14 protein-coding genes are annotated in these 15,660 nt (G+C 68.9%); 3 read left to right on the top strand and 11 right to left on the bottom strand.

Annotation, left to right across the window (positions count from 1 at the left end):
- The first annotated feature begins 51 nt into the window (after window positions 1-51).
- Together P7V53_RS26720 and P7V53_RS26715 are read left to right on the top strand one after the other, a co-directional pair.
- Window positions 52-1,398, top strand: coding sequence for a TldD/PmbA family protein (locus tag P7V53_RS26720; RefSeq protein WP_280152522.1), 1,347 nt, complete (start codon window positions 52-54; stop codon window positions 1,396-1,398).
- A complete protein-coding gene (locus P7V53_RS26715) occupies window positions 1,398-2,684 on the top strand; it encodes a TldD/PmbA family protein (protein WP_280152521.1) in 1,287 nt (428 codons plus the stop codon). Before P7V53_RS26720 ends, P7V53_RS26715 begins: the two co-directional genes overlap by 1 nt.
- Here the strand turns inward: P7V53_RS26715 and P7V53_RS26710 are convergent, their stop codons facing one another.
- From P7V53_RS26710 to P7V53_RS26660, 11 genes are all read right to left on the bottom strand, one after another.
- The gene (locus P7V53_RS26710) at window positions 2,685-3,131 is read right to left on the bottom strand and encodes a hypothetical protein (protein WP_280152520.1); all 447 of its coding nucleotides are present in this window, start codon (window positions 3,129-3,131) and stop codon (window positions 2,685-2,687) included.
- Between the two features lie 182 nt (window positions 3,132-3,313).
- A complete protein-coding gene (gene lspA, locus P7V53_RS26705; protein ID WP_280152519.1) occupies window positions 3,314-3,820 on the bottom strand; it encodes a signal peptidase II in 507 nt (168 codons plus the stop codon).
- The gene (gene ileS, locus P7V53_RS26700) at window positions 3,817-6,669 is read right to left on the bottom strand and encodes an isoleucine--tRNA ligase (RefSeq protein ID WP_280152518.1); all 2,853 of its coding nucleotides are present in this window, start codon (window positions 6,667-6,669) and stop codon (window positions 3,817-3,819) included. Before ileS ends, lspA begins: the two co-directional genes overlap by 4 nt.
- A gap of 214 nt (window positions 6,670-6,883) precedes the next feature.
- Entirely contained in the window at window positions 6,884-7,840 is a 957-nt protein-coding gene (locus tag P7V53_RS26695) for a bifunctional riboflavin kinase/FAD synthetase (protein WP_280152517.1), read from the bottom strand.
- 50 nt (window positions 7,841-7,890) lie between these two features.
- Window positions 7,891-8,607, bottom strand: coding sequence for a 16S rRNA pseudouridine(516) synthase (locus P7V53_RS26690; protein ID WP_280152516.1), 717 nt, complete (start codon window positions 8,605-8,607; stop codon window positions 7,891-7,893).
- Between the two features lie 3 nt (window positions 8,608-8,610).
- Window positions 8,611-10,017, bottom strand: coding sequence for an alpha/beta fold hydrolase (locus tag P7V53_RS26685; protein WP_280152515.1), 1,407 nt, complete (start codon window positions 10,015-10,017; stop codon window positions 8,611-8,613).
- Complete coding sequence (locus tag P7V53_RS26680; protein ID WP_280152514.1) at window positions 10,014-11,003, bottom strand: P1 family peptidase; 990 nt, start codon at window positions 11,001-11,003, stop codon at window positions 10,014-10,016. The genes P7V53_RS26685 and P7V53_RS26680 overlap by 4 nt, the downstream gene beginning before the upstream one ends.
- Window positions 11,004-11,018: 15 nt before the next feature.
- Entirely contained in the window at window positions 11,019-12,158 is a 1,140-nt protein-coding gene (locus P7V53_RS26675) for an acyl-CoA dehydrogenase family protein (RefSeq protein WP_280152513.1), read from the bottom strand.
- A gap of 2 nt (window positions 12,159-12,160) precedes the next feature.
- Window positions 12,161-13,342: an acyl-CoA dehydrogenase family protein gene (locus P7V53_RS26670; protein WP_280152512.1), complete on the bottom strand. Its 1,182-nt coding sequence runs from the start codon at window positions 13,340-13,342 to the stop codon at window positions 12,161-12,163.
- 109 nt (window positions 13,343-13,451) lie between these two features.
- Window positions 13,452-14,087 carry a retropepsin-like aspartic protease gene (locus P7V53_RS26665; RefSeq protein ID WP_280152511.1) on the bottom strand — a complete coding sequence of 212 codons (636 nt, stop codon included), beginning with the start codon at window positions 14,085-14,087 and terminating at the stop codon, window positions 13,452-13,454.
- Window positions 14,088-14,091: 4 nt separating this feature from the next.
- Window positions 14,092-14,580 carry a YajQ family cyclic di-GMP-binding protein gene (locus P7V53_RS26660; protein ID WP_280152510.1) on the bottom strand — a complete coding sequence of 163 codons (489 nt, stop codon included), beginning with the start codon at window positions 14,578-14,580 and terminating at the stop codon, window positions 14,092-14,094.
- A 54-nt stretch (window positions 14,581-14,634) separates the two neighbouring features.
- On the opposite strand from P7V53_RS26660, the gene murB reads away from it, so the two are divergent.
- Window positions 14,635-15,651: a UDP-N-acetylmuramate dehydrogenase gene (gene murB / locus P7V53_RS26655; RefSeq protein WP_280152509.1), complete on the top strand. Its 1,017-nt coding sequence runs from the start codon at window positions 14,635-14,637 to the stop codon at window positions 15,649-15,651.
- The last annotated feature ends 9 nt before the right edge of the window (window positions 15,652-15,660 follow it).

The raw sequence follows: 15,660 nt of genomic DNA, 5'->3' as shown, positions 1-15,660 counted from the left end.
CGATTCGTGATACATCGTCCGGGTCATCACGGCGCAACAGAAGGATCAGCGATGAACACGGCGACCTACCGCGAGACGCGCCACCACGAGCTGCGCAAGAGCCGCATGCTCATGGTGGACGGCAACCTCGTGTCCAACGCGCGCACCGTCGAAGGCGGTGTCAGCGCACGTGTCTACGAAGGCGGCTACTGGGGGTTCGCCTCCACGCAGGACGACGGCGTCCCGGTCGAGCGAATCGTCGACAAGGCCAGCCGCAACGCCCAGGCGATGGCGCGCTTCGGGCAGCGTGCCGCGCTCGCACTGCCGGGCGGCGCCTACCGCGGCGAGCATGTCTTTCGCGGTCGCGCCCCGCTGTCACCCAAGGACAGTGTCGATCGCCTGGCGCAGCTGCATGCCTGGTGCGTGCAGCGCTATCCGGGGCTCAAGTCCACGCGCTTCATCGCGGCAGACGAGCATCACACGAAGCGCGTGGCCACCAGCCACGGCGCCGAGGTGCTCAGCAGCATCCAGCGGGCGCTGTGCTACCTCACGCTGATCGCCGAGGACGAGCATGGCGCGCCGGTGGAGGTGTCGGAGACGGTTTCGGCCAAGGGCCACCTCGGCGACCTCGACTGGTCGCTCGAGGCGCTCGCGCCGCAGATCGACCGACTGCACGACCACCTGCAGGCCAAGCGCCATGGGGTCGCGGCGCGCGGCGGCCTGCACACCGTCGTGATGGCGCCGCAGCTCGCCGGCATGCTCGCGCACGAGGCGATGGGTCATCCGTGCGAAGCCGATCTGGTGCTCGGCGGCGCGGTCACTGGCGGCCTCGTCGGCCAGCGAGTCGCGAGCGACCTGGTGTCGATGGTCGACATCGCCCACACCTACGAAGGACGCGAGGTGATGATCCCGGTGTACGCCGACGACGAAGGCACGCCGGCGCGCGACGCGGTGCTCATCCAGGACGGCATGCTTACCGAGTTCATGAGCAGCCGCGAGACTGCCGCGCGCCTGGGCGTGCCGGCCACCGGCAGCGCGCGCGCCTACAGCCCCGGCGACGAGCCGCTGGTGCGCATGCGCAATACCGCCATCCTGCCGGGACGCGACAAGCTCGACGACATGATCGCCGGCGTCGACGACGGCTACCTGCTGATGAAGACCTCCAACGGCCAGGCCGACTCGACCACCGAGTTCATGTTCGGCATCAGCCTTGCGTACGAGATCCGCGACGGCAAGCTCGGGCGGGCGATCCGCGACACCACCATCTCCGGCTCGGCGATCAAGGTGCTCCAAAGCGTCGATGCGGTGTCCGACGACATGTATTGGAACTGCGGCGGCTACTGCGGCAAGAAGCAGCTGATGGTCGTGTCCATGGGCGGACCCGCGCTGCGCGCGCGGGCGCACCTGGGAGGCGAATGATGAACGAAGCGTCATTGCAAGACACGGCGCAGCGCGCGCTGGCGCTGATGCGGGCCCAGGGCTTCGATGAAGCGCAGGTCACGGTAAGCCGGACGCGGCAGGACGAGCTCAACATCGCCCACAACGAGCCCAGCCTGCTGCGCAGCATCGAGTCGCAACGGCTGTCGCTGATCGGCCTCGTCGATGCACGCAAGGCGAGCACCGAGCTCACGGACCTCGGCGAAGCCGCCCTGCGCGAGGCCGTCGCGGCGCTGTTCTCCGATGCGCATGGCGCGCCGCGCGACGAGGCCAATGCGGTCTCGAGCGGCCAGCAGGCGCGCATCGTCCAGGGGCCCCAGGAAAGCGACCCGGCGCTGCTGGCCGACAAGGTGCGCGAGCTGCTGGCGTTCCGCGAGCGCGAGACGCCGAAGATGATGCTCGAGGAAGGCGTCGCGTCGCACACGCTGGCGACCTCGCACACGCTGACGTCCGGCGGCAGCGAGCTTTCGAGCAGCATCGGCATCCACGAAATGAGTGTGCTCGGGACCGCACGCGACGGCAGGCAGTCGAGCTCCTTCAACTACGCCGGCGGCGCCTGCCACGATCTGGCCGAGCGCGCAGCCAGCGAGTGGTTCGGCATCGCCGAGATGCTGCGCGACACCGAGCAGCAGATCCACACGCGGCCGGTGGGCGGCAAGTTCGTCGGTGAGGTGGTGCTCACGCCGATGGCGGTGGACGACCTGCTCGCCTGGCTGCTGGGCCAGATCGGCGACGTGCAGCTCATCGCCGGCACCTCGCTGTACCGCGACCGCGTGGGTCAGGCGATCGCCTCGCCGATGCTGTCGCTGCGCAGCCGCTTCGACGCCCCGGGTGTCGCCGCGCTGTCGGCCGATGCCTTCGTCACTCCACCGGTGGAGGTCCTGCGCGAAGGCGTGCTGATGACGCTGACGCCCAGCCTCTACGGCAGCCGCAAGACCGGCTTGCGCCACGTGCCCATCGCGGCCGCCGGCTGGGAGATTGCCGCCGGCGAAGCGTCCCGCTCGCAGCTCGTTTCGGCGGTGCCGCGCGGCGCGCTGGTGGGGCGCTTGTCGATGGGCATGCCCGCGTCGAACGGCGATTTCTCCGGCGTCATCAAGAACAGCTTCTCGATCGACGGCGGCGTGGTGGGTCAGGCGCTGTCCGAGACGATGATCTCCGGCAACATGGCGCAGATGCTGCGCGATGTCGCCGGCGTCAGCCGCGAGCGGCTGGACATGGGGGCGCTGGTGCTGCCGTGGATCAGGATCTCAGGGCTGCACTTTTCGTGATCAGAGCTGCCCTTCCGTCAGGGCATCCAGCTGGAACCTGCCGCTCTTGTCCACCAGCCAGATCTCCGTGAAGCGCGCCCCGCCGAGGCGCGTGGGCGCGGGCATCGGGGACGCGTGGTGGATCAGCTCCCTCACGCGCGCGGTCACGTCCGGGGCATGCGTGGGCACGCGCACCATGTGCACGTGGCGCACGTTGCCGCCGGCGTCGAGCTCCACCTCCAGGACGACGATGGCGTGCACCAGCGGCGGCAGCTTGCCCTTGTAGATCTTGTCGGCGTAGACCTTGTAGATGTGCTTGGCCGCGTCCATGCGGTAGGCCTTCGCCGTCTCGGCCGACGAGACCGTCGCGGCCATGGCCACGCCCTGTGCACGTGCCGGTGCTGCGGCCAGTCCGATGAGCAATGCCAGCGCGCTGCTGACGATGAGGAAAGGGCGGCAGACCTTCATGGCGGCCTCGACGGTGGAATGAGGTGATCTCACTCTGCCAGCGAAGCCGCCGAGGCGGTGGTGAAAGAAATCACGCGATCAGCGCGCTTCTCCCCGGATCCCTTGTGTGCAGGAGGAGCGCGTGATAACGCGTCTTCCAGGGCTCACCAATGCGCCGCGCCCGTCGCGGCGCAGGCAGGCGCTCACCGACCGCGACGCATCCGCAGCAGCTCGTCGAGGATCAGCAGTGCCGCGCCGACGGTGATCGCGCTGTCGGCCACGTTGAAGGACGGGAAGTACGCGTCGCCGTAGTGCACCTGGATGAAGTCGACCACGTAGCCGTGCAGCAGCCGGTCGATCACGTTGCCCACAGCGCCGCCCAGGATCAGCGCCAGCGCGAAGCTGAACAGCCGCTGGCCGCCGTGGCGCAGCAGCAGCCAGACGATGAAGGCCGTGGCGGCTGCGCCGAGCCCGACGAAGAACCAGCGCTGCCAGCCGGATGCGCCGGCCAGGAAGGAGAACGCCGCGCCGGTGTTGTGCACGCGCACGACGTTGAAGAACGGGTTCACCGTGCGGCTCTCGCCGAGCTGGAAGTCGCCGAGGATCAGCGCCTTGGTGAACTGGTCGATCAGGATGACGACGACGGCGATGCCGAGCCAGGGCAGCACACTCGAACTGCTGCCGCCGCGCGATGTTGCAGCGATGTTCATGCGATGTGTCTCGCTTCGCCCGCGCCGAACAGATTGGACGTGCAGCGGCCGCAGATCGTCGGATGCGCGGGGTCGTGGCCGACGTCGTCGCGCCAGTGCCAGCAGCGGTCGCACTTGGTGGCGCTCGACGGCGCGACTGCGGCGCTCAGGGCGGGCGCCATCTCCGCAGCCGCCTTCGACGTGATCGTCACGAACTTCAGGTCGTCGCCCAGCGATGACAGCAGCGCAAGGTCGCCCGCTTCGGCGCGGATCACCACATCGGCCTGCAGCGACGAGCCGATCTGCCCGCGGCTGCGCACGTCCTCGATCTCCTTGTTCACCGTGTCGCGGATCGCGCGGATGCGCGTCCACTTGGCGAGCAGCGCATCGTCCTGCCAGGCGCCGGTGTCGGCGTAGGTCTCGGTGAAGATGCTCGGCGACGCGCCCGGCGCCAACACCTTCCAGGCTTCCTCGGCGGTGAAGCTGAGGAAGGGCGCCATCCAGCGCAGCATCGCATGCGTGAGGTGCCACAGCGCCGTCTGCGCCGAGCGCCGCGCGACCGACTGGGGTGCGGTCGTGTACAGGCGGTCCTTCAGCACGTCGAGGTAGAAGGCGCCGAGGTCCTCGCTGCAATAGACCTGCAGCTTGGCCACCACCGGATGGAACTCGTAGACCTCGTAGTGCGCCAGCACCTCGTCCTGGAACTGCGCGGCGCGCGCCAGCGCATAGCGGTCGATCTCGAGCAGCTGCGAGAGCGACAGCGCATCCTTCGCCGGATCGAAGTCGGAGGTGTTCGCGAGCATGAAGCGCAGCGTGTTGCGGATGCGGCGATAGGCGTCGACCACACGCGCGAGGATGCGATCGTCGCCGGCGATGTCGCCCGAGTAGTCGCTGGCGGCCACCCACAGCCGGATGATCTCGGCGCCCAGCTTGCTGCTGACCTCCTGCGGCTCGATGCCGTTCTTCAGGCTCTTGCTCATCTTGCGACCCTGGCTGTCGACCGTGAAGCCGTGGGTCAGCAGGCCGCGGTACGGCGCGCGGCCTTCCATCGCGCAGCAGATCAGCAGCGACGAATGGAACCACCCGCGGTGCTGGTCGTGGCCCTCGAGGTAGAGATCGGCCTCGGGGCCGCTCTCGTGGCGGCCGCCCGGATGCGAGCCGCGCAATACATGGAAGAAGGTGGAGCCCGAATCAAACCAGACGTCGAGGATGTCGTGGCTCTTGGCGTAGTGCTCGGCGTCGGCTCCCAGCCACTCGCGCGCGTCGAGCTTGGACCAGGCCTCGACGCCGCCCTGCTCGATGAGCGCCGCCGCGCGGTCCAGCAAGATCAGCGTGTCTGGATGCAGCTCGCCCGTTTCCTTGTGCAGGAAGAAGGGCAGCGGCACGCCCCAGTTGCGCTGGCGGCTGATGCACCAGTCGGGCCGGTTGGCGATCATGTCGCGCAGCCGCGCGCGGCCGTTCTCCGGATAGAAGCTGGTGGCATCGATGGCGTCGAGCGCGGTCTGGCGCAGCGTCTTCGGGGGCTTGTCGACGGCGAACACGCCAACGCCCTCGTCCATGCGCACGAACCACTGTGCCGCCGCGCGATAGATCACCGGCGTCTTGTGGCGCCAGCAGTGCGGATAGCTGTGGACCAGCTTGTCGGTGGCGAGCAGCCGTGCGGCGTTCTTCAGCGTCTCGATGATGAGCGCATTGGCCTTCCAGATGTTCTGCCCGCCGAACAGCGGCAGCGCCGGGTCGTAGACGCCGTTGCCCTGCACCGGATTGAGGATCTGGTCGTGCTTCATGCCGTGGTGCAGGCACGAGTTGAAGTCGTCCACGCCGTAGGCCGGCGACGAGTGCACGATGCCGGTGCCGTCTTCCGCCGTGACGTAGTCCGCGAGGTACACCGGACTCGTGCGGTCATAGCCCGGATGCACCTCGGCCAGCGGATGATGGAAGCGGATGCCCTCGAGGTGACCGCCGTGCGTGGTGGCGATCACGCGCCCCTCCAGGCCGTAGCGCGCGAGGCATTTCTCGACCAGCGTCTCTGCCAGCAGCAGCAGCCCGCGATCGGTGTCGACCAGGGCGTAGACCAGTGCCGGGTTCAGGTTCAGCGCCTGGTTGGCCGGCAGCGTCCAGGGCGTGGTCGTCCAGATCACGGCAAACGCCTGCTTGTCGAGCTTCGGCAGGTGGAAGGCGGCCGCCAGCTTGTCTGCGTCCGCGCAGAGGAAGGCCACGTCCACCGTCGGCGAGGTCTTGTCGGCGTATTCGATCTCGAACTCGGCCAGCGACGAGCCGCAGTCGAAGCACCAGTACACCGGCTTCAGCCCGCGATACACGAAGCCGCGCTCGATGACGCGCTTGAGCGCCCGGATCTCGCCGGCCTCGTTGCCGAAGTCCATGGTGCGGTACGGACGGTCCCAGTCGCCGAGCACGCCGAGGCGCTTGAAGTCGGCCATCTGCTGCGCGATCTGCTCGGTGGCGTAGGCGCGGCTCTTCGCCTGCACCTCGTCGCGCGGCAGGCCGCGGCCGTAGGTCTTTTCGATCTGGTTCTCGATCGGCAGGCCGTGGCAGTCCCAGCCCGGCACATAGAGCGCGTCCATGCCCTTGAGCTGTCTCGCCTTGACGATCATGTCCTTCAGGATCTTGTTGACGGCGTGGCCCATGTGGAGCTGGCCGTTGGCGTAAGGCGGGCCGTCGTGCAGCACGAACTTCGGCGCGCCGTGGCGCGCGTCGCGCAGCTTCTTGTAGATGCCCTTGTCGTCCCACTCCTTGACCCAGCCGGGCTCGCGCTTGGGCAGGTCGCCGCGCATCGGGAACGGCGTGTCGGGCAGGTTCAGCGTGGCCCGGTAGTCGGTCGCGGAGGAAGGGGTGGTGTCGGTGGACATGCTCGGTCTCGGGTGTGCTTCCCGCCTGGGGAACAAGGCAAGCCCGCCGCGGATCCTGGGCGGGGTGACGACGTGCGGCTCGAAAGGGTCCGCCGCGGGCCGCGTCAAATTCGGTCGCGCGTGGTCTGGCGGCGGGTGGCGGCGTGCCAGCGCAGGGCGGCGCGGCGGGCGGTACACGAAGGCATGGGTCGATTCTACCGGGGGGTCGGCAGCCTCACCGGTGCGACGCGAACCACGCCCGCGCATTTGCCTCGTCGCGCGAGATGCCCGCCCGCAACGCGTCGATCGATTCGTACCGCCGCTCGTCGTGCAGCTTGTGCATGAGCTCCACCCGAACGCAGCGGCCATATCCGGCCTCGGGGCCGAGCGGCCAATCGAGGCAATGCACCTCGAGCAGCACGCGCCCGGCGTCCTCGACCGTCGGCCGCACGCCCAGGCTGGCGACGCCCGGAAGCGGCTGGTCGGCCAGGCCGAACACCCTCACCACGAAGATGCCCATCGCCGCCGGCTTGGGATGGCCGAAGCGCAGGTTCAGCGTCCGGTAGCCCAGCTCGCGGCCCAGCTTGCGCCCGTGCGCCACGTGTCCGCTGACGCTGTAGGGCCGGCCGAGCAGCGTGGCCACGCCGGCCATGTCGCCGGCGGCCAGCGCCTCGCGCACTGCCGAGCTGGACACACGCAGGCCGTGCACCTCGTAGCTCATCATGCGCGCCACGTCGAAGCCGGCGGTCGGGCCGGCGGCGTCGAGCATCGCGTAGTCGCCGGCGCGCTTGGCGCCGAAGCGGAAGTCATCGCCGACCAGCACATAGCGCGCGCCAAGCCCTTGCACCAGCACCTGGTCGATGAAGGCCTGCGGCGGCAGCGATGCCAGCCGGGTGTCGAAGCGCAGCACCACCACCTGGTCGACGCCGACCCGCTCCAGCTCCGACAGCTTGTCGCGCAGCGTGGCGATGCGCGCCGGGGCCAGCTCGGGCTTGCCGGCCAGGCGCGCGAAGTGGTCGCGCGGATGCGGCTCGAAGGTCATCACGCAGGACGGAAGCCCCCGGTGCCGCGCTTCGTTGTGCAGCAGCGCCAGCATGGCCTGGTGGCCCCGATGGACGCCGTCGAAGTTGCCGATGGTCAACGCACAAGCCGGGGCGATGCCGGGATGGTGGAAGCCGCGGAAGACTTGCATGCTGGCAATTATCCCGTGCGCCGGGCGTGAGGATGCGAGCCGACGGCGGCTCAGGATGGTGCCGCGATCGCGGCAGGGTCTGCGATCCACCGCCACTGGCCGGGCGCCAGGTCGGCCGGCAGGGTCAGGCCGCCGAAGGCGCTGCGGTGCAGCGCCTCGACGCGGTTGCCCACCGCGGCGACCATGCGCTTGACCTGGTGGTACTTGCCTTCGGTGAGCACCAGGCGCAGGCCGTGCAGGCCGTCCGGCCGTTCGCCGGTGACCTCGACCGCGGCGGCGCGCACCGGCACCGGGTCGTCGAGCAGCGTGACGCCGGCGGCCAGCTGCCCGGCCTGCCCGTCGCTTACCGGGTGCTTGCAGCCGACCTCGTACACCTTCGGCAGATGCCGCTTGGGCGAGGTCCAGCGGTGGATCAGCGCACCGTCGTCGGTGAACAGCAGCAGCCCGGTGGTGTCCTCGTCGAGGCGTCCGACCGTCTGCACGTCGCGCCGGCGCAGCGGCGCCGGCAGCAGGCTGTAGACGCTCTCATGGTGACGCGGCTTCTGCGAGCACTCGTAGCCGGCCGGCTTGTTCATCACGATGACGGCTTTCGCGTGATACGGCCACTGCTCGCCGCGCACGGCGAACACCAGTCCCTGGGTCTCCACCTCCATGAACGGATCGTCGACGACCTGGCCGCCGAGCGTGACATGACCCGAGACGATCAGCCCCTCGCATTCGCGCCGCGCGCCGAAGCCCTGCGAGAACAGCACTTGCGCGAGCTTCATGCCTCAGTGGTGGAGCTCGAGAAACACCACGTGGTTGTCGGCCGTCGGCCAGGCTCGACCGACGATGCGCTCGCCGTTGAATTCACCGACCACGCTGCGGCTGGGCGAGTCGAGCAGCTTCAGCTTGGCGGTGGACACGCCGGCCACGCCGACCGGGATGCCTCCTGGCGGGCTCTTCCCGTCGAGCGTGATCACGTCGCGGGGAATGCCGAAGTAGCCGCGCGGCCGGGTCAGCGTGACGACCGCCTTGCCGTCGCGATCGGCGTCGGCGATGCGCTCGGCCCGCAGCTGCACGATCGATGACGAGCGCGGGAAAGGCGAGCGGTAGATGTGCGTCGTGGCATAGCCCGGCGCGCTGATGACGAATTCGTACGGCGTGGCCGGGCTGGCCTCGAACGGCCCCCACAGACCGTCGGCGCCGACGGTCTTGCGGTGCACCGCCTGGCCGATGCGCTCGCCGGTGGCCGGGTCGGTGGCATACACCTCGACGCGCGCGCCAGCCAGCGGCAGGTTGTTCACATAGCTGCCCTTGGCCGCGTCGTTGCCCGGCCCCTGTCCCGACACCTTGCCGTCGAGCACCACGCGGCCCTCGGGGGCGATGGCCGTCGTTGCCGGCGCGCGCCCGGTGATGAAGCGGTACATCGCCGAGAAGGCCTTGGGGCCGAACGCCGTCTCGCGGTGGTCGATGGCGGTGATGAGCACGTTCTCGGCGCCTTTCAGCGCCGGCCCGTCGTAACTCACGTTGGTGGGCTTGCCCTTCGAGCCTATCCACGCCCCGTCGGGCTGCGCGAACTTGTCGTTGACGTCGGAGCGGATGGTCATCCACTTGGGGCCCGGCGTGACCTCCTCGCCCTGCGGCCCCTTGGGCGCATTGAGGCCGGTGAGGAAAGGGCCCGCGCCGTTGAACTCGTTGCCCGGCCGGTTCTGCGCATCCGCCCACACACCGTGGTTCGCCGTGCCGCCCAGCACTGCATGCGAGACCTTCGCGGCGCCTCCGCCGTTGGCGATGTAGTTGCGGATCGCGTAGCCGCCGCGCGAGCTGCCGACCAGCACGACCTGGCGGGCGCCCGTCGCCTTGAGCACCTTGTCGACCTCGGTCTTGAGGAACTGCATGTGCTCGGCGGTCGACGTGCGGCCTTCCTGCGGCTTGGTGTCGTCCTCGCGCGCCAGCGGGTAGGGCAGTTCGATCGCGTACAGCCGCTGTCGCGGCCAGCCATTGCTCTCGAAGCGCCACAGCGTGGTCGTCCACACGGCGGCGTTGTCGCCGTTGCCGTGCACGAAGACGATGGGCTGGAAGGGGTCGGGCGCCGACGGCGTGGGTGGGGCGGTGCGGCAGCCGGCGAGCAGCGCGGCGGCAGTCGCCAGCGCCCACAGGACGCGGCGGCGGGAGACAAGGGTGCTGAGGGTCATCGTGTCGGCGGTGGGGTGTACGGAGGAAGGTCGCGTTCTGCCGGCAGCCCGGCCAGGCCGACGGCAGCACGCACGGCGCTCAGGACGGCGAGCGCCGTGACGCGGGCTGCGACAGCACCCAGCACCGTCAGGTGCCGGCGCTGGCCGCTCGCACCGGTCGCGAGCGCGAACAGCGTGTCGCCGTCGGTCATCGTGTGCACCGGGTCGATGGTGCGGGCCAGGCCGTCGTGCGCCATCTGGGCGAGCTTGCCGGCCTCGGCCTTGGTCAGCACGGCATCGGTGGCGATGACGCCCAGCGTGGTGGACGACGCCGGCTCGATCAGCATGGGCGTCTCGCCGTTGAGGATGGCGTGCGTGGCATGGATCAGCGTGCGGCCGTCTTCGCTGCGCGCACCGGCGATCGGCCGGCCGGTGGCGGGATCGATGACGTCGCCGACCGCGTTGACGGCGACGATGGCGCCGACCGTGATGCCTCCTACGGTCAGGGCCGCCGTGCCGATGCCGCCCTTCATGGCGCGCTGGATGCCGAACAGCTTGCCGACGACCGCCCCGGCCCCGGCGCCGACGTTGCCCTCGGCGGGCGTCTGTGTGCTGGCCGCCGCGCACGCGGCATAGCCGGCGGCGGCATCGGGGCGGATCGTGGGGTCGCCGGTGAACAGGTCGAACAGGATCGCGGCGGGCACGATGGGCACGCGTGCGGGGCCCACCTGCACGCCGATGCCGCGCTCCTCGAGCCAGCGCATCACGCCGCCGGCTGCGTCGAGCCCGAAGGCGCTGCCGCCGGCAAGCAGCACCGCGTGCACCTTCTCCACCGCATTCAGCGGCGAAAGCAATTCGGTTTCGCGCGTGCCGGGCGCCGCGCCGCGCACGTCGACACCCGCCACCGCCCCCTCAGGCGTGAGGACGACGGTGCAGCCGGTCGGACGGCGGGTGTCGGTGAAGTGGCCGCAGAGGATGCCGGGGACGGAGGTGATCGAGCCGGTCATCGGCCGATTATGGAATCAGCCGAACACTCCCGCGGTTTCCTGCATGCGCCGCGAGACCTCGCCGGTGTGATGCATCGTGTCGCCGAAGGTCATCTCCATTACCGTCAACCGCTTGAAGTAGTGGCTGCCGATGTACTCGTCGGTCACGCCGATGCCGCCATGCAGCTGGATGCACTGCTGCCCCACGAAGCGCATCGACTGGCCCAGCTGCAGCTTGGCCTGGGAGAGCGCGCGGCGGCGCTGCTCGGGGGCGTCGTCGAGCTTGAGGCTGGCGTAGTAGCTCATCGAGCGGCCCAGCTCGAGCTGCATCTTCACGTCGGCGATGCGGTGGCGCAGCGCCTGGAAGGTCGCGATCGGCACGCCGAACTGCTTGCGCGTGTTCATGTATTCGACGGTGAGCGCCACCAGCTTGTCCATCGCGCCGACCGCTTCAGCGCAGACGGCGGCGATGCCGACGTCCACTGCGCGCTCGAGAGCGCCGAAGCCTTCCCCGGCCGGCACGATCAGCGCAGCCGGGGCGTCGTTCAAGGTGACCTCGGCGGCACGCGCACCGTCTTGCGTCGGGTAGCCGCGCGTTGCCACGCCGGCGGCGCTGCGCTCGACGAGGAACAGCGCGACGCCGGCAGCATCGTCGACCGCCCCCGACACGCGCGCCGGCACGATGAAGGCGTCGGCCTGGTCGCCCACCGGCACGATGCTCTTCGCGCCGGACACCGTCCAGCTCGCGCCGCTGCCCTTGGCTGCTGTCGCGACGTGGTTCAGCCGATACCGCGCGCCGCGTTCCTGGTGCGCGAGCACCACCAGAGCCTCGCCGCCCGCGATCTTCGGCAGCCAGGCCGCCTGCATCGCCTGCGGCGCTTGCGAAAGCACCTTGCCGGCGATGAGTGCGCCTTGGGCGAAGGGCTCCAGCACGAGGCCCCGGCCGAGCTCTTCCATCACCACCATCGCGTCGACCGGGCCGAAGCCCATGCCGCCGTGCGCTTCGGCTACGTGCAGGCCGGTGAGCCCCAGCCCCGCGAGCTCGCCCCAGGCTTCGCGCGAGAAGCCGCCTTGCTTGACGATGGCGCGGCGCCGCTCGAAGTCGTAGCCCTTGTCGACCCACTTGCGCACGGAGTCACGCAGCATTTCCTGGTCGTCGGTGAAATCGAAGTCCATGGTCAGGCTCCCAGCACGGTCTGCGAAACGATGTTGCGCTGAACTTCGTTCGATCCGCCGTAGATCGTCGTCTTGCGGTAGTTGAAGTAGGTGGACGCGAGCGGTGCGATGTAGTGGGCGCCGACGCAGTCCCCCTGCCAGCCCGCTTCCATCGCCTCCCGGATGAAGGCCACGCTGTACGGACCGGCGGCCAGCATCATCAGCTCGGCGTAGCGCTGCTGGATCTCGCTGCCGCGGATCTTCAGCAAGCCGGCGACATCGAGCGACTGCTTGCCGCTCTTCTCGGCGGACAGCACGCGCAGCACCATCATCTCGAGCGCGACGATGTCGACCTCGAGCAGCGCGATCTGGTCGCGAAAGCGCGGCTCGTCGTACACGCCTTCGGCCTGCGCGATGCGCTTGAGCCGCTCGAGCTCTCGCTTGGCGCGGTTGACGTCGGCGATGTTGGTGCGCTCGTGGGCCAGAAGGTACTTGGCATACGTCCAGCCCTTGTTCTCCTCGCCGACGAGGTTCTCGACGGGCACTTCGACGTTGTCGAAGAACACCTCGTTCACCTCGTGCTCGCCGTCCAGCGTGATGATGGGCCGCACGGTGATCCCAGGGCTCTTCATGTCGATCAGCAGGAAGCTGATGCCGGTTTGCGGCTTGCCCTCGGTGCTGGTGCGCACCAGGCAGAAGATCCATTCGCCGTACTGGCCGAGCGTGGTCCAGGTTTTCTGGCCGTTGACGATGTACTTGTCGCCGCGGCGTTCGGCGCGGGTCTTCACGCTCGCCAGGTCGGAACCGGAGCCCGGCTCGCTGTAGCCCTGGCTCCACCACACCTCGCCGCTCATGATGCCGGGCAGGTGCTTCTTCTGCTGCTCGGGCGAGCCGAAGGCCATGATCACCGGCGCCACCATCACCGGCCCGAACGGCACGATGCGCGGCGCACCGGCCCGCGCGAGCTCTTCCTCGAACAGGTGCCGCTGGACGGCATTCCAGCCGGGGCCGCCGAACTGCTGGGGCCAGCCGTAGCCCAGCCAGCCTTTCTTGCCGAGGATCTTCGCCCAGCGCTGCATGTCGTCGCGCGACAGGTGCAGCGCGTGGTGCACCTTGTGGCTGAGGTCCTGCGGCAGGTTCTCGGCCACCCAGGCGCGGATCTGCGCGCGGAACGCCTGTTCCTCGGGCGTGAAGTTGAGGTCCATGTCTGTCTCCTGTGTGCCGGTGGGCGGCACGATGCCATCACGGGGGTTTTAGCACGATCGTGCTTTTGACCCCTGTCCCAGCGGTGACAGCGCCGCGGGACCGGCGACGTCAGGGACGGCGCTCGAGCGTCATCCGGTCGTTCTCGCGCTTCATCTGGAAGCGGGTGAGGAAGCTGTTGCCGAGCAGCACGATGTCCATCGCGGCCGGAAAGACGACCGCATCGACGTGGTAGACCTGCACGTCGCCGACCCGCACGACATCGAGCGACGTGATGTAGGCGGGCACCTGGCCGTTGGCGGTGTTCATCAGGCCGCGCCGCCCGGCCTTGTACTTGAGACCGATGCGGTCGGCCTCGGACTGGCTCATCGCGACGTAGGTGGCGCCGGTGTCGACCACGAACTGCACCGCCTGGCCATTGATGCTGCCGCCGGTGACGAAGTGCCCGCCGGGACCGGCCGTGAGCACGATCTGCGAGCCGCTGCCCTCGCTCGCCGCACCGCCGAGGTTGACCGGTGCGCCTCCCAGCTGCAGCGGCACGCGCTTGCCCTGCAGCTCGATGACGGCTTCGTTGGGCGAGACGCTGACGAGCTTGACGCCGTGCTGCGTGGCGCCGACGGCCACCGTGCGCGGCATGCCGTTGATGACGAGCAGCGCCTTGTCGCCCATGCTGCCGGACAGCGTGACGGTTTGGGCCGACGCGGCCAGGCATGCGACTGCCAGGCCTGGCCCGACAAGACGGTGCATCGAATCAGTCTCTGAAGTTGGTGAAGCTGAGCGGCGTGTCGTTGACTTCGTCGCGGATGAGCCGCATCGCGGACTGCAGATCGTCGCGCTTGGCGCCGGTGACGCGAACCGTGTCGCCCTGGATGGCAGCCTGCACCTTGAGCTTGCTCTGCTTGACCAGCGATTGAATCTTCTTCGCGGTGTCGCTGTCGATGCCGTTTTTCACGGTCAGCGGCTGCTTGACCTTGTCGCCGCCGATCTTCTCGATCTTGGCGCTGCGGTCGAGGAAGCGCACGTCGACATTGCGCTTGGTGAGCTTGGCGAGCAGGATGTCCATCACCTGCCCGATCTGGAAATCGCTGTCGGCGAACAGCGTGATCTCCTTGTCCTTCTGCTCGATTCGCGCCGAGGAGCCCTTGAAATCGAAGCGCGTGCCGATCTCCTTGGCGGTCTGGTCGACGGCGTTCTTCACCTCGACGAGATTGGGTTCGAGGACCGTGTCAAAGCTGGGCATGGTGCAAGGAGATCTTCAGAGGAAGGACATGGGCGGATCGGCGAAAATTCTCTCATGCATGTCGAGTCGGCTGTGAGCCTGAAACCCTACAACACCTTCGGTCTGCCGGCGGTCGCGCACACCCTCGTGCGCATCACCAGCGACGCCGACGTGCGCCAGGTGGTCGATCACCCTCAGCTCGGCCGTGCGCCCAAGTTCATCCTCGGCGGCGGCAGCAACATCGTGCTCACCCGCGACATGCCGCAAGTCGTCGTGAAGGTCGAGGTCATGGGCCGGCGGCTCATCGAGGAGCGTGACAACGCGTGGATCGTCGAGGCCGGCGCCGGCGAGAACTGGCACGACTTCGTCATCTGGACGCTGGCCCAGGGCTACCCGGGGCTGGAGAACCTGGCGCTGATCCCCGGCACCGTCGGCGCCGCCCCGGTGCAGAACATCGGCGCCTATGGGCTGGAGCTGCAGGACCGCTTCGAGTCGCTGGATGCGGTCGATCTGGTCACCGGCCGCAGCGTGACCTTGCATGCTTCCATCTGCGCCTTCGGATATCGCGACAGCGAGTTCAAGCACACGCTGGCCGGCCGCACGCTGATCACCCGGGTGCGGTTTCGGCTGCCGCGGCCGTGGAAGCCGGTCCTGGGCTACCTGGAGCTCGAGCGCAAGGTGTCCGAGACCGGCATCACGCAGCCGAGCGCGCAGCAGATCGCCGACTGGATCATCGCGATTCGCCGTGCCAAGCTGCCCGACCCCGCGCAGATCGGCAATGCCGGCAGCTTCTTCAAGAACCCGGTGGTCACGCCGGAGCAATGCCGCGACATCATCGGCCGCGACCCGGAGATCGTGCACTACCCGATGCCCGACGGCAGCGTGAAGCTCGCGGCGGGCTGGATGATCGATGCGTGCGGGTGGAAGGGCAAGACGGTGGGCAAGGCCGGCGTCTACGAGAAGCAGGCGCTCGTGCTGGTCAACCGCGGCGGGGCCATCGGGTCGGAGGTGATGACCCTGGCGCGCGCGATACAGGAGAGCGTGTACGGCAGGTTCGGGATACGCCTGGAGCCGGAGCCCGTCGTGGTGTAGCTGCGAGCA

Origin of the sequence: Piscinibacter sp. XHJ-5 (assembly GCF_029855045.1) — a bacterium.
In the GTDB taxonomy this organism is placed as follows: Bacteria; Pseudomonadota; Gammaproteobacteria; order Burkholderiales; family Burkholderiaceae_C; genus Albitalea.
This window is presented reverse-complemented; position numbering and strand designations above follow the sequence as displayed.

Excerpts from the sequence above, each read along its gene's own strand:
- lspA (WP_280152519.1), bottom strand. The coding sequence starts at position 3,820 with ATGAACATCGCTGCAACATCGCGCGGCGGCAGCAGTTCGAGTGTGCTG.
- P7V53_RS26675 (WP_280152513.1), bottom strand. The coding sequence starts at position 12,158 with ATGGACTTCGATTTCACCGACGACCAGGAAATGCTGCGTGACTCCGTG.
- murB (WP_280152509.1), top strand. The coding sequence starts at position 14,635 with ATGCATGTCGAGTCGGCTGTGAGCCTGAAACCCTACAACACCTTCGGT.
- P7V53_RS26695 (WP_280152517.1), bottom strand. The coding sequence starts at position 7,840 with ATGCAAGTCTTCCGCGGCTTCCACCATCCCGGCATCGCCCCGGCTTGT.
- P7V53_RS26710 (WP_280152520.1), bottom strand. The coding sequence starts at position 3,131 with ATGAAGGTCTGCCGCCCTTTCCTCATCGTCAGCAGCGCGCTGGCATTG.
- P7V53_RS26665 (WP_280152511.1), bottom strand. The coding sequence starts at position 14,087 with ATGCACCGTCTTGTCGGGCCAGGCCTGGCAGTCGCATGCCTGGCCGCG.
- P7V53_RS26715 (WP_280152521.1), top strand. The coding sequence starts at position 1,398 with ATGAACGAAGCGTCATTGCAAGACACGGCGCAGCGCGCGCTGGCGCTG.
- P7V53_RS26680 (WP_280152514.1), bottom strand. The coding sequence starts at position 11,003 with ATGACCGGCTCGATCACCTCCGTCCCCGGCATCCTCTGCGGCCACTTC.
- P7V53_RS26690 (WP_280152516.1), bottom strand. The coding sequence starts at position 8,607 with ATGAAGCTCGCGCAAGTGCTGTTCTCGCAGGGCTTCGGCGCGCGGCGC.
- P7V53_RS26670 (WP_280152512.1), bottom strand. The coding sequence starts at position 13,342 with ATGGACCTCAACTTCACGCCCGAGGAACAGGCGTTCCGCGCGCAGATC.
- P7V53_RS26720 (WP_280152522.1), top strand. The coding sequence starts at position 52 with ATGAACACGGCGACCTACCGCGAGACGCGCCACCACGAGCTGCGCAAG.
- P7V53_RS26660 (WP_280152510.1), bottom strand. The coding sequence starts at position 14,580 with ATGCCCAGCTTTGACACGGTCCTCGAACCCAATCTCGTCGAGGTGAAG.
- P7V53_RS26685 (WP_280152515.1), bottom strand. The coding sequence starts at position 10,017 with ATGACCCTCAGCACCCTTGTCTCCCGCCGCCGCGTCCTGTGGGCGCTG.
- ileS (WP_280152518.1), bottom strand. The coding sequence starts at position 6,669 with ATGTCCACCGACACCACCCCTTCCTCCGCGACCGACTACCGGGCCACG.